11 protein-coding genes are annotated in these 13,614 nt (G+C 65.7%); 6 read left to right on the forward strand and 5 right to left on the reverse strand.

Annotated elements, in window-relative coordinates; all coding sequences use genetic code 11:
* Nucleotides 1–221 precede the first annotated feature (221 nt).
* The 4 genes from FHY18_RS15940 to FHY18_RS15955 form a co-directional block, all read right to left on the reverse strand.
* Nucleotides 222–1,499, reverse strand: coding sequence for a DUF3526 domain-containing protein (locus FHY18_RS15940; protein WP_259156785.1), 1,278 nt, complete (start codon nt 1,497–1,499; stop codon nt 222–224).
* Nucleotides 1,499–2,935 (reverse strand): DUF3526 domain-containing protein, encoded by a 1,437-nt coding sequence (locus FHY18_RS15945; RefSeq protein WP_259156787.1) that lies wholly within the window; start codon nt 2,933–2,935, stop codon nt 1,499–1,501. The genes FHY18_RS15940 and FHY18_RS15945 overlap by 1 nt, the downstream gene beginning before the upstream one ends.
* A gap of 10 nt (nt 2,936–2,945) precedes the next feature.
* Entirely contained in the window at nt 2,946–3,686 is a 741-nt protein-coding gene (locus FHY18_RS15950; protein ID WP_259156790.1) for an ATP-binding cassette domain-containing protein, read from the reverse strand.
* A gap of 113 nt (nt 3,687–3,799) precedes the next feature.
* The gene (locus FHY18_RS15955; RefSeq protein ID WP_259156996.1) at nt 3,800–4,276 is read right to left on the reverse strand and encodes a hotdog fold domain-containing protein; all 477 of its coding nucleotides are present in this window, start codon (nt 4,274–4,276) and stop codon (nt 3,800–3,802) included.
* A gap of 306 nt (nt 4,277–4,582) precedes the next feature.
* Between FHY18_RS15955 and FHY18_RS15960 the strand changes: the two genes are divergently transcribed.
* The gene (locus FHY18_RS15960) at nt 4,583–6,439 is read left to right on the forward strand and encodes a M14 family metallopeptidase (RefSeq protein ID WP_259156791.1); all 1,857 of its coding nucleotides are present in this window, start codon (nt 4,583–4,585) and stop codon (nt 6,437–6,439) included.
* A gap of 64 nt (nt 6,440–6,503) precedes the next feature.
* Here the strand turns inward: FHY18_RS15960 and FHY18_RS15965 are convergent, their stop codons facing one another.
* On the reverse strand, nt 6,504–7,430 hold the full coding sequence (locus FHY18_RS15965; RefSeq protein WP_259156792.1) for a LysR family transcriptional regulator: 927 nt from the start codon (nt 7,428–7,430) through the stop codon (nt 6,504–6,506).
* Between the two features lie 124 nt (nt 7,431–7,554).
* Between FHY18_RS15965 and FHY18_RS15970 the strand changes: the two genes are divergently transcribed.
* The 5 genes from FHY18_RS15970 (at nt 7,555) to FHY18_RS15990 (ending at nt 13,513) form a co-directional block, all read left to right on the forward strand.
* Nucleotides 7,555–7,956 (forward strand): Rid family hydrolase, encoded by a 402-nt coding sequence (locus FHY18_RS15970; protein WP_259156793.1) that lies wholly within the window; start codon nt 7,555–7,557, stop codon nt 7,954–7,956.
* Nucleotides 7,957–8,468: 512 nt separating this feature from the next.
* Nucleotides 8,469–9,638: a hypothetical protein gene (locus tag FHY18_RS15975; RefSeq protein ID WP_259156794.1), complete on the forward strand. Its 1,170-nt coding sequence runs from the start codon at nt 8,469–8,471 to the stop codon at nt 9,636–9,638.
* Between the two features lie 10 nt (nt 9,639–9,648).
* Nucleotides 9,649–10,077, forward strand: coding sequence for a phosphate ABC transporter substrate-binding protein (locus FHY18_RS15980; protein ID WP_259156795.1), 429 nt, complete (start codon nt 9,649–9,651; stop codon nt 10,075–10,077).
* Nucleotides 10,074–12,206, forward strand: coding sequence for a methyl-accepting chemotaxis protein (locus FHY18_RS15985; protein ID WP_259156797.1), 2,133 nt, complete (start codon nt 10,074–10,076; stop codon nt 12,204–12,206). Before FHY18_RS15980 ends, FHY18_RS15985 begins: the two co-directional genes overlap by 4 nt.
* A gap of 569 nt (nt 12,207–12,775) precedes the next feature.
* Nucleotides 12,776–13,513, forward strand: a complete 738-nt coding sequence (locus FHY18_RS15990; protein ID WP_259156798.1) for a DNA/RNA non-specific endonuclease — start codon at nt 12,776–12,778, stop codon at nt 13,511–13,513.
* The last annotated feature ends 101 nt before the right edge of the window (nt 13,514–13,614 follow it).

A 13,614-nucleotide genomic window follows, 5' to 3' on the forward strand; every position in this document is an offset into this window, starting at 1 on the left:
GAGACGCCGGCCGATCGAAAGACCGGAACCAACCGCATCGTTACGCAACGCACAACGCACGCACACATCGCAGCGACCTCACAGAGCGGCTGAACATGGTGCGCCGTCCTCGGCTCGGTGTGGGCGGTGCGTTCGGAACCAGAGCGTACCAGTGAGGCACGCCGCGCCGAGCAGCGGCTGCACCCGCCCGATGGTGAGTGCAGTCGTTTCGTCAGCCGCGCTTAGCTGCGCTGCGGCACCGGCGTTGCGGCAGCATCGAAACGTGGCGCACGCTGGAAGTCGTCGCCTGTAAACGGCCGGTCGCGGAACAGGTACCCATAGTAGAACGCACGCAATGCCTGGTGATAGGCGCGAATGCGATCCTGATAGGCCAGCTGCGCCTGCAGGTCGGTGCGTGCCAGGCGCGTGAGCGCGGCCTGCACTGCCACCGGCGGCAACACACTGGCCACGCGCCAGGCGAACCTTTCCCGGCGCAGCAAACCCTGGCGATAGGCCGCCACCTGCGGGGCGACCTGCTGATCACCGTTTTCATGGAAGGCGAAATACCACTTGTAGTGAAACGCATCGGTCAGCGCAGGCGAATCTGCCCAGTGCGGATTGCTCGCGTAGAACCGCTGCATGGTGGCCTGGCGCGGAATATCCCAGGCGTGGTTCACCGCCTCGCGTTGCAGCCGGGCGATCTCGGCGCCCTGATTGACCGGCACGGCCTGATTGATCGCCACATGTGCCAGGGCCGGCGCCACCAGTGCCAGCACCACCCAACAGGTGGCCAACGCGGTGGCATGCGCGGCAGGTCGCCAATGGAGGCGGCCCACCGCCACTGCCAGCAGCACCCAGAACAGCAGATACAGGCCCGTCAGCGCCAGCACCGCCAGTTGCTGCAGCAACGGTACCGCGTTGAACGTTGCGGCCAGCGCGAACGGCACGCTCAGACAGGCCAGCACCGCAACCGCGCGCACCACCACGCGCCGCACCAGCAATGCGGTGCCGGCACCTGGTAGCGCGGCCAGCATGCGCGCACGTCCGGCCTCGCGCTCGCCGGAGCGCAGGTCGAACAGCAACGCGATCACGAACAGCGGCAGCAGGAACACCAGCACGAAGGCGTAGTCGAAGCGTCCGGCCAGCGCCAGCTCGGGGTTATAGCTGTCGCCATCGTAGATTTGCGCCTCCAGGCCCAGCGCGCGTATCCGCAGGATGTAGGGCGCCACATCGCGCATCCCCACTGCGGCAAAGGCCAGTGACGACGGCGCATCCCAGGTCGGGTGGAAACTGTAGTACGCCGCGCTGCCGGCATCGTTGGAGCGCGCGACATAGGCTTGCACGGCCGCACTGTCTTCCTGCTGCAGCGGGGCGATGCGCGCGATGTTGGCGCGTTGCGCGTCGATGACGTGCTGCCCCGAGACCAGGCTGCACACCGTCAACAGGGTGAGCAGCAGCAACCCCGCCACGGCCGCGCGTGCGCGTAGCAACAACAGCAGTTCGTATTTCCACAGCACCATCAGCGTGCCACTCCCACGCGCCGCCCGGCGGCCAGCAACATGCACCAGGCGGCCAACATCCACGCCGCAATCAGACCCAGCGGCACAGCTGCCGCGCGTACGACCTCGGCATTGGACGCCGGAGTAAAGGTAAACGCCGGGATGCGCTGCCAATGCGCCGCAGAGATGCGCTTGCGCTGGTCGGCACCGGCATCCTGCGCGGTGTCGTCGGCCATGCTTACCGCATCGGCCTGCAACTGGTTGAGCCGTTGCACCAGCATGTACCGGTACCGCTCTGCCTGCGCCAGGAAGCGTTCGTGCGCGCGCAGGTCGGTTTCTGCCAAGCTCATCGACACCTCGCGCAATGCCACGGTCGGGCTCAGCGCGGCAAACATGCGCACCAGCAGATTCTGGCGCTGCTGGATGCGTGCATCGCGCGCCGCATAGCGCTCGAACAGGCTGGCAGTGAGCCGCTCGCCTTCCAGCGCCAGCAGCCCCTTGTAATTGACCGGCAGGTCTTCCACGCGTTGCACGCGGTAACGCGCCAGCACCTGTTGCTTGAACTGCGCAAAGTGCGGGTCGTCCGGATTGTGGCTGTCGCCTAGCGTGCGCAGATCGCGCTGGATGGCCACGTCGGTCTCCAGCCGCGTGGGCAGCCGGTACGCCGCACTGGCCACATCCGGCGCCACGCGCGGCACCAGCAGGGCCAGCCACACCCATAACGCCAGCGACACCAGCAACGCATCGCGGCCGCGCCGGCACAGCATCGACACCACCAGCACCAGGCCACACCACACCAGCAGATAGATGCCATACGCCAGCACCAGCGACGCCACCCGCACTGCCTGGCCCGGCAACAGCGCGATCGGTATCAGGCCGACCAAGGCCGGTAACAGACACGCGCCGGCCACGGCGGCCAGCGCGAGATATTTGCCGCCGAGCAGTTGCCGGCGCGTGGCGCCCTGCAGCAGCAATACGCGCAGCGTGCCGGTCTCCTGTTCGCGGGCAACGGCGCCATAGCCCAGAAACACCAGCATCAGCGGTGCCAGCACCTGCAGCACGAAGGCCGGTGTCAGTTGACCGAAACGCACCAGCAGCGAGCTCTGACGGACATCGCCAAAATTGGCGGTGTTCTGACGATGGCCTTCCAGAAACATGCTGTTGCCGGTGAAGGCATCCACACCCGAATCGAATGCAGCCAGGGCCGGCAACGGGCGATAGATGAAATGCCCGTAATGCACCACCCGATGCGGATGACGGTCCGGCTGCGCATCGAACGCCTGCTGCGCAGCCTGTTGCTGGCGCGCACGGAACGCGGTGACCTCACGCTGGTGATGCGCGGCGGTCAACGCCGCCGCCAGGGTCAGCAGCATCAGCAACACCACGCCGATGGCGGCGGAGCGATTGCGTGCCATGAAGCGCAGTTCCTCGCGCGCGACCAGCCACACAGCACTCATGCATGCACGCTCATGCAGCGCGCTCGGGCGGTCGGGCAAAGCGCGCGTGCAGGCTGCGCACATCGAAGCCGCCGTCGCCGGCGCCGATGTCTTCGACGATGCGCCCGTCTTCGAGAAATCCGATCCGGTCGGCCACGTCCACGGCGCCCAGCAGATCGTGGGTGACCATCAGCACCGCGCCGCCGCGCTCGCGCACGCCGTTGACCAACTGGTTGAAGTCGGCAATGGCGCGCGGGTCGAGTCCGGAGGTGGGCTCATCCAGCAGCAGCACCGGCACCTGGCGCAGCGTCGCCACGGCAATGGCCACCTTCTGGCGCATCCCCTTGGAAAAGCCGGCAAGGCGCTGGCTCCATGCCTCGCGCTGCAACCCTGCGGCTGCGAAGGCGTGGCCGATATCGGCCTGGCTGCAGCGCTGCCCGGCCAGCGTAAGCAGGTAGTCGGCATTTTCCAGCGCGCTCAGATGCTCGTAGAGCGCGACGTTTTCCGGCAAATATGCCAATCGTGCGCGTGCCCTGCCGGGCGCGGCGACCGGGTCGATGCCGTCGACCCGCACGCTGCCTGAAGTGGGTTTGACGAAGCCCAGCAGCGCCGACAGCGTGGAGGATTTGCCCGCGCCGTTGCCACCGAGCAGCGCGTACACGCTGCCGGGCGCGATGTGCAGGCTCAACCCCTTCAACACGGCGCGGCCGTGGTAGGCCACATGCAGGTCGGAAATTGCGATCGCGCAAGGCGTGGGAACGCTGCTGGACATGAAGGCGCAGATGATGACCAATTGATACGTTATCACATTGCTCAAACAGCCTGGATCCGGTGAGCCAGACAGCGGCGCACAAGGCGCAGTGGCAATGCGCGTACTGGCTTGCGTCAGGCCTTTTTCGGCGACACCCACATCGAGATGCGTGCGCGTAGCACCAGCGTGCCCGCGACGTCGCTGACCAGCACGTCCACCTGGTACTCACCGGCCTGGTCGAAGCTGGGGTTTGCCACCAGTGGCTGCGCAACCGCGACCACCGAGCGCTCGGCCTTTTTCAGATACTCGACCTGCATGCCGCGCGGAATCCAGCGATGGGTGGCCGGAACCGTCACTTCCGTCATCGTGCCGCCGGCCAGCTCGGCCAGGTTGCACATGGCGATCGCATGCACGGTGCCGATGTGGTTCAGAACGCGCCTGCGCTTGCGCAAGGCGACTTCGCAAAATCCCGGCCGCAGGGCAACGAACTGCGGCGCGATCGTTCCGAAGTACGGTGCCTTCAGGCACAGCAGCCGCGAAAACAGCCACTTGCCACCGGGCTTGTCCTGGAGACGGTCCCAGATGTCGATCGTCCGCCGCTTGCCGGCCATGCGCTGTTGTCCGCTGAGTTCTGGAAGCATGACCATACCACCAGGTATGGACGGCACCCAACGACTGTCTCCCGGCAAGGTGCTACGCCGTGCCGACCGAAGCACCCTCGTGCAAATGTTATTCTATTACGCATCCACTTCCGCACTTGTGGCGACCCTGCGGGCCGATGTTCCGCTCACGCCGCCCCTGCGCACCGGTGCTCAGCGCCTCCGTCGCATCCGTGACCCATCCGCGCCCGGTGCGCTGGCGCTGTACTCCGGTATCGGCCCAGACCACTGCCCCCATTCGAGATCCTCACGCCCCACATGACTTCCGTTACGCGCCACGTTCTCCCGCACGACACGCTGCATGCGTTCCACCGATACGCTCCCGACAACGCCAACGCCTGCAGCACATCGCGCAGCGCCCGACGCGCTGCCACCACCTTGCTGGCCGCAACGCTGTTGAGCGCCACACCGCTCGGCGCGCAGCCCATCGACACCGCCGCGCTGCTGCCGCCGGTACGCGCATGGCACGGCGCGAGCGAGGCAGCGATCGCCGCGCCGGGCGACCCGTGGCGCACGCCGGTGGAACGCAGCGATTTTGCCAGCACGCCCAGCTATGCGCAGACACGCGCATGGCTGGAGCGCCTGGTCGCCGCCTCGCCGGTGTTGTCGCTGGAAGTGTTCGGCACGACCGGCGAAGGACGCGAATTGCTGCTGGTCCGTGCGCACAAGGGCAGGCCCGGCAAGCCGGTGGTGTTGGCGCAGGCAGGCATCCACGGCGGCGAGATCGACGGCAAGGATGCCGGGCTGATGCTGTTGCGGGATATCGCACAGCATGGCAAGGACCATCTGCTCGACGAGGTGGATTTTGTCTTCGTGCCGATCCTCAACATCGACGGGCACGAACAACGCGGCCCACTGATCGGCGCGGCATTGCGCGGCCCGCAGCAGATGGGCTGGAACAGCACGACGCGCGGCATCAACCTCAATCGCGATTACCTCGCTCTGGAAGCGCCGGAAACCCGCGCGATGGTGGCGCTGCTGCACGCGCTCGATCCGGCGCTGTATCTGGATCTGCATGTCAGCGACGGGCTGGATCATCAATACGACATCACCTTTACCTACGCCGGTTGGGGCACCTATGCGCGCTCGCGCGCCACCGCCGACTGGTTGCAGCAGCGTTTTACGCCGGTCGTCAGCGACGCACTGCGCAAGCAGGGCCACTCCCCTGCGATCTATCCCAGCCTGATCGACAAGGACGACCCGCGCTCCGGGCTACGCTACGCGCCGGAAGGCCCGCGCTACTCCACCGGCTACGGCGACTTTGCCGGTATCCCCACCGTGCTGGTGGAAAATCACCATCTGAAGTCGTACCGGCAGCGTGTGCTCGGCGATTACGTGCTGCTGGAAGCAGCGCTGCAGTTGGTCGGCCGCGATGCGCACACCATCGACGCAGCCAAGCGGGCAGATCGCGCGGCACGGCCGCATTCGCTGATGGTGGCGTGGGAACGCCTGCCGCAGCCGATCGCGCAGGTGCCGTTCAAGGGCGTGACCTACACCCGTGCGCTGTCGCCGGTGTCCGGTCGCCAGGAGCTGCGCTGGGAAGGCCGCGACGAAACCTGGACGATGCCGGTGATCGGATACCGGCAAACGCAGGCGGTGCAGTATCCGCTGGCATGGTGGATTCCACCGGGCAACGACGACGTGGTGGACCTGCTCAAGGCGCATGGCATCGCTTACGAACGTCTGTCGCAGCCGCGCACGCGTCTGGTGCAGCAGATCCGCATCGTCACCGACGCCGGCACGCAGCAGCCGCATGCCTACCGCGTGGAAGAAACCTTCCCGGCCGGGAGCATCCGCGTGCCGGCAGATCAACCGATGCGCATGCTGGCGGCCGCATTGCTCGAACCGCGCAGCAGCGACTCGCTGCTCGCCAGCGGACGCTTCCGCACTGCCGGCAGTCCCGACAGCGGCTTATACGGCACCGAGCTGGTGACCTTCACCGAAGGCCTGCTGCAACACGATGCCGCACTGCGTGCCGAGTTCGGACGCAAGCTCGCCAGCGATGACGCCTTCCGCGCCGACGGCGACGCCCGCCTGCAATGGATCTACGCGCGCTCGCCGTTCGCGGCGATCAGCGGCTGGCGCTATCCGGTCCGGCGCGAACCGGCAGAGTGAGGCGATGGGATCGGCCGTGCACTGAACGCGTCGCGGCGCGCGCGTCGAACCCAGCGCGCGCCGGTCAACGCGGCGTCGGGCGCACCACATGCACATGCGCGGCCATCAGCTCGATCACCCAATCGATGAAGACGCGCAGTTTGGCGCTGACATGGCGATTGGGCGCAAACACGATCGACAAGGGTATCGGCTCCAGCTGCCAGTCTTCGAACACCGGTACCAGCTCGCCGCTGGCCACGTGCGCGGCAGCCATGTACACCGGCAGCCACAACACGCCCATGCCGGCCAGCCCCGCGGCAAGATAGGCATTGCCGTCGTCGGCGGCGACCACATGTCGGCCGTGCACGGTCACCGCGTCGGCGCCACGCCGCATCGCGTAGGGCACCGTGGTGGTGGTGCCCCAACGCATGAAACCGACGCAGCGGTGCCGGGTATTTTCCAGCTCCGACGGGTGCGAAGGCGTGCCGAGCCGTTGCAGGTAGCTCGGCGCCGCATACACACCGGTCTTCAGGTCGCCCACCCGGCGCGCGATCAACGCTTGGTCGGCGATGGTGCCGCCGCGCACCACGCAATCCACGTTTTCGCCGATCAGATCCACGCGCCGGTCGCTGACGCCCATATCCAGCTGGATATCCGGATACCGCGCATGAAACGCCGGCACCGCCGGCATCAGGATCAAGCGCGCAAACGGGCTGGGCACATCCACACGCAAGCGTCCGCGCGGCAACGACGCTGCAGCCGACAGGCTGGTTTCGGCATCGTCCATGTCCGCCAGCAGGCGCACCACGCGTTCGTAATAGGCAGCGCCGTCGGCGGTCACGTGCACCCGGCGGGTGGTGCGGTTGAGCAGCCTCACCCGTAGCCGGGCTTCGAGTTGCTGCACCAGTTGCGTCACGCTGGCGCGGCTCATCTGCAGCGTGTCGGCCGCCCTGGTGAAGCTGCCGGTCTCAACCACACGCGCAAATGCCTGCATCGCATCGAACCGGTCCATCGCCCCTCCTGCACCAAGATTGTTTGGATTCTACAAATAGTGTTGGTCGCGCCTGCGGATTTATCGCGCACGGCCGGGCGCTTAGGGTGGACGTCCGTTCTGTCGCACTTCGAAGGAGAGTCCCATGGCCACACGTGATGTCGTTTTCCCGCCGGCCCGCCATGCGCTGTACGAACGCCATCGTTATTCACCGGCCGTGCGTGCCGATGGCTTGATGTTTGTCGCCGGCCAGGTCGGCAGCCGCGACGACGGCTCGCCCGAGCCGGAACTGGACGCGGAGATCGCCCGTGCCTTCGCCAACCTCGATGCCGTCCTCAGCGCCGCTGGCTGCACCTCGCAGGACGTGGTCGATGTCACCTTGTTCATGGTCAACCCCGAAGTCGTGTTCGAGGCTGCGTGGGAGCGGTGGGCCGGCTACTGGGGCCCGGCGCCCTACCCCGCCGTCACCGCCGTCGGCGTGACCTGGCTGGCCGGCTTCCGCTTCGAGATCAAGGTGGTGGTCAAACTGCCCTGCGCCGATCGGTGAGCTCGCCATCGGGGGGCCCCGTGCGCGCAGGGTCCGCAGCCATCGCGCTCGATCGCCGGCCCCGGTAACGCTAGCGAAAACGTCTTAGTACCGTTGGTCGCTTCGCCGGACCGAATCGCCACGTCCGGCTTGCCTGGACGTGGCGATGTTGCTGGCTGCCTCCAGCCCCGTGACGCGGAGGCAGCGCTCTTGTACTGCATCGCAAGCGCAATCTGGTTGTTTTGCATGCGCTTATTGCAGCGTACGGCCATCGGCCAAACCATCGGACACGACTGTCCGATGCAATCCGGAAGTGATGCCGGCACGAGTCCGTGAACCGGCACGATAGCGCCCATCTATCGTTCATTTACATATTTTCCTGGCAACTTAACCGTTTCACCGGTTTGTAAAAATCTCGCTAAAGCGGGGACACAGGCGGCCGCTACCGGGGATCAGCGCAACGAGACGCGCATCACCGTTCTGCCCGCTGCGCCCTTGGCGCTGCGTCCATCCTCTTTTTAGTCGAGACCGCAATGAAATTGACCGTCAAACTGCTCAGCGGCGCCATCGCCCTGGCCTCGTCGACCTGCGCCTACGCGCAGGAGGATTCGATGTTCACCTTCAGCGGCTTCGGCACGCTGGGCGTGGTCCACTCGACCGAAGACCAAGCCGATTTCACCCCCGACATCCAGACCGTGGAAGGTGCAGGCGCAAGCCACTCCACCTCGGCGCGTCCGGATTCGCGCATCGCCGGCCAGGTCAATGCCAAGTTCACCGACGCCTTTACCGGCGTGTTGCAGGTGACCAGCGAATACGCCGAGCGCGCCGACTACGCGCCCAAGGTGACCCTGGCGCATGTGAAGTACCAGTTCGGCCCGCAGTTCTCTGCCCGCCTGGGCCGCATCACCGCACCGCTGTACATGCTCTCCGAGTACCAGCGCGTGGGTTATGCCACCCCGTGGGTGCGCCCGCCGTACGAGGTCTACAACTACCTGTTGCCGATGGACGGCATCGAAGGCGTGTACACCATCAATGCCGGCGAAAGCGTGGTCAGCGTGCAGGGTTTCTACGGCCGCATCGACTCCAAGAAAGCCGACGTCAATGCGATGCGCGGCCTGGCATTGGGTCTGGAATCGGGCGCATCGACATTCCGCGCGGCCTACATCGTCGGCACCAGCACCTTCGATACCCCGTCGCTGGACCGCCTGTTCACCGCCTACCAGCGCATCAATCCGGCACTGGCCAATCGCCTGACCACCTATGACGTGGACGGCAGCTTCGCCAGCGTCGGCTACGCCTACGATCCGGGCAACTGGTTCCTGCGCACCGAAGTGATCCAGGCCGATTACTCGCCCTCGCTCAACGGCAAGACCACCTCCGGTTACCTCAGCGTCGGCGGCCGGTTCGGCACCCTGACCCCGTCGGTCACCTACGGCAGCGTCGATCGCAAGGGCCCGACCATTGCGCGCGGCCAGGACCCGGTCGGCATCATGACGCGTGCGCTGGCGCAGGCCGAAAGCGGCCGTCACAGCTTCACCGCATCGCTGCGTTGGGACGCGCGCGAGAGCGTGGCGGTCAAGTTGCAGGCCAGCCATATCGACAACAACGCCGGTTCGTTCGGGTCGTTGAACAACATCCAGCCGGGCTTCCGTCCGGGCGGCAGCTACAACCTGCTGTCGGCGTCCGTCGACTTCGTGTTCTAAGAGAGCCCCCATGAAACTTTCCAAATGTTCCGCAGCTTGCCTGCTTGCGCTGCTGTCGTCGCTTGCGTTCTCGGCCAATGCCGATGTGGTGGTGGTGATGTCTGCCAAGGGCGGCCCCGACAGCCTGAGCGCGGCGCAGGTGTCGCAGATCTTTCTGGCCAAGTCCAACAGCCTGCCCGGCGGCGGTGCAGCCGTGCCGATCGATCAGGAAGAAGGCGTTGCAGTGCGCGATGAGTTCTACAAGAAGGTCGCCTCGCGCGACTCGGCGCAGCTGAAGTCGTACTGGTCGCAGTTGATGTTCACCGGCAAGGCGCAGCGTCCGAAGCGTGTGAGCGGCGACGATGCAGTCAAGAAAGCCGTGACCGCCACGCCGGGCGCGATCGGTTACATCAGTGCCGCCGCCGTGGATGCCAGCGTCAAGGTCGTCCTGAAGCCGTGATCCGCCCCCTGCTCGAGAGCCACATCATGCGCCGCATTCTGTCGTTACCGTTGTTCTGGAAAATCCTGATGCCGGCAGCGGTGGCAATCATTTGCCTATCGGGCTATGTGGCTTTCAGCACGCTGGTGTTTCATCGCAACAACGATCGCCTGGAAGCGGTGCGCGACGTGCATTTTCCGATGCTCGACGCGATGACCCGTAATGTGGCCGCGCTGGACAAGCTCATCAATGGGCTCAACGGCGCGGCCGCCGCAGGCGATGCCGACATGTTGGCGGCCACCAAACCGGTGGCCGACGACATCCACACCTCCTACGTGAAATTGCAGAAGGCCGACCCGGCCAATGCGAAGGAGCTGGCGCAGCTGGGCAAGCAGTTCGACGATTACTACCGCCTGGCCCATGGCGTGGCGGCAGCCTTCGTGGAGCAGCGCGAACCCGATGCGCAACAGATGAGCGCCATGGCACCGGCGCTGGAGACCTATCGCACCACGCTGACCGCGATGCAGAAGCGCGCCGACGCGCGTTTCCGCGGCACCGTGCAGGAAGCGGTGGACAGCTCGGTCGCCGCCAGCATCGGTGGCCTGGTGTTGGGCCTGGTCGGTGCGGTGGTGTGCATCGGGTTCGGCTGGATCGTGGCACGCGCCATCACCCAGCCGCTCAATCGCGCCGTGGGCATCGCACATGCGGTGTCGTCGGGCAAACTGGACAATGCCATCTCGATCGACCGCAACGACGAGGTCGGCCAGTTGCTGCAGGCAATGGACAGCATGCAGCGTCAGCTGCGTCGGGTGATCCAGGCGCAGACCGAGATGGGCGACAAGCACGAGGCCGGCATCGTCAGCCACCGCATCGCCGAGCAGGAGTTCCCGGGCGAGTTCGGCACCATGGTGCGTGCCAGCAACACGCTGGTGTCCAGCCATATCGCGGTGACCATGCAGATCGTGGCCTTGACCGAGCGCTACGCCGCCGGCGATCTGTCGCAGCAGCTGGCGCCCTTGCCGGGCGAAAAAGTGGTGATCAGCCAGTCGATCAACGATGTGCGCGCCAGCCTGTTGTCGGTCAATGGCGAGATCAAGCGCCTGGCCGCAGCCGCAGCGGCGGGCGACTTCAGCGCGCGTGGCGACGAAACCGGGTACGAGCACGACTTCCGCCAGATCGTGGTCGACCTCAATCAGCTGATGAGCACCGCCGACAAGAACCTGGGCGAGTTGTCGCAGTTGCTGCGCGCCATTGCCGGCGGCGACCTGACCACACGCATGCACGGACACGCGGCAGGCGTGTTCGCCCGCATGCGCGAGGATGCCAACACCACGGTGGACCGTCTGACCGACATCGTCGGGCGCATCCAGTACTCGTCGGCGGAGATCGATACCGCTGCCGGCGAAATCGCCGCCGGCAATCAGGATCTGTCGCGGCGTACCGAGCAGCAGGCAGCCAATCTGGAAGAAACCGCTGCATCGATGGAAGAACTCACCTCCACCGTCAAGCAGAATGCCGAACACGCCCTGCAGGCCAACGCCCTGGCGCGCAGCGCCGCCGATGTGGCGTCCAAGGGCGGCGAGGTGGTCAGCCAGGTGGTCGGCACCATGAGCGGCATCGAAGCCTCCTCCAGGAAGATCGCCGAGATCATCAGCGTCATCGACGGCATTGCGTTCCAGACCAATATCCTTGCATTGAATGCGGCGGTGGAAGCAGCGCGTGCCGGCGAGCAGGGCCGCGGCTTCGCCGTGGTGGCCTCGGAGGTGCGCACGCTGGCGCAGCGCTCGTCCGGTGCGGCCAAGGAGATCAAGGAATTGATCGATGCCTCGGTAGGCAAGGTTGCCGAAGGCTCGGTGCTGGTGCACAAGGCCGGCACCACCATGACCGAGATCGTGGCCAGCGTGAACCGGGTCACCGACATCATGGGCCAGATCACCGCCGCCTCCACCGAGCAGTCGGCCGGCATCGAGCAGGTCAACCAGACGGTCATCCAGATGGACGAAACCACCCAGCAAAACGCCGCGTTGGTGGAAGAAGCCATGGCCGCAGCGCGTGCGATGGAAAAGCAGTCCAGCACCCTGACCCAGCTGGTGTCGCTGTTCCAGCTGGAGCCTGCAAGCGTGCCGCAGCTGGACAGAGACGTCGCATAGTCGAGCGATCGGCTCATCGCCAACCACTTGCCCCCCTTCCGCACGGACTGCGGATGGGGGGTTTTTTGTATCCGCTGTCGGCGAGCGCAGCGGACATCGAGCAGCGATGTGCGGGCGTGACGCGCGAGACTGGCATCGACGGACATTCCCAAGCCGCTCCCGGTCGCAGGCCCACCCTGCAGGCGGATGCTGGCGTCCCCGGCCACCAACGATGGTGATTTCCGGCAGCAGCGACTCCCACGCTGCCGATACCGCCGCGCACGCTCGCAACAGGCGTGAGCTGCAGCCGCATTCGCGCGCGCCAGGCATAACCTCGCGCTTATCGCGCAGTGGCCGCACACAGTGAATCTGCGGAACGCAGCACATTTTTATCGAAAAAAATGGTGCGACCTCACATTACTCACGCATACGTCACCAACACGCAACATTTGCGTGCGATAGCTGTTGCGCTCGCTACACACCGAGCCAACTGTCCCCCTTCCAGCGCGCGTTCCGCTGAGCGTCGGTCTGCTTATCCGCAGCCGGCGGTGGCGTCGTGCGTCCGATTGATTTCCAGGAGATTCACTCCCATGCGCTTCCGGACCTTGTTCGTCGTTCTGCTTCTTGCCGCTGTCAGTGCCACTGCCAATGCCCAGGTCGTCACCCTCAACAAGGGCGGCTACACGCTGCGCTACGACTGCACCAACCACACCGCGCTGCGCTACGAGTACGTACTGCAGGCCGACACCGGATCGGCTGCGCGCCCCTCCAGCTTCAACCTGGACACCGAGCTGCCCAGCGGCTGCGGCGGCCAGACCTCCACCGCCTCGTATGCCAGCGTGCGCAGCGGCTACGACCGCGGCCACCTGGTGACCTCCAACCACATGGATTACAACGCGACCTATATCCGTCGCGCCAACCTGATGTCCAACATCGTGCCGCAGGTCTCCAGCTTCAACCAGGGCATCTGGGTGCGCGCAGAAAACGTGGCCGAGTGCTATCGCGATATCGCCAGCGTGCAGGTGTATGGCGGCGTGATCTACAGCGACACCAGCAACGACTATTTCCTGAGCAGCCACGGCATTCGCACGCCCGACTTCTTCTGGAAGACCATCATCACCGCCAACCCGGGCGGCGGCACCCGCGCCATCAGCTGGCTGATTCCCAACAGCGCCAACCTGGGTTCGCTGGACAGCTACATCGTCAGCATCGACGAGCTTGAAGACCTGTACGGCGCCAGCACCATCGGCATCACCGCACCGGCCGCCGTCAAGGCGATGCTGCCCGCCACCACCTGGCCGCAGCCGAGCAACTGCGACCTGGGCTGAGTCGCCTAGGCAGACAGCAACGGCCCAGCCCGGCAGCGTCGCGCTGGGCCGATGCAACTGGTTGCGGTCATCCGTCCGGGCGCTTGCATGCCCATGGGCTC

The organism is Xanthomonas sp. 3793 (assembly GCF_024806835.1).
Classification (GTDB): Bacteria; Pseudomonadota; Gammaproteobacteria; order Xanthomonadales; family Xanthomonadaceae; genus Xanthomonas; species Xanthomonas arboricola_F.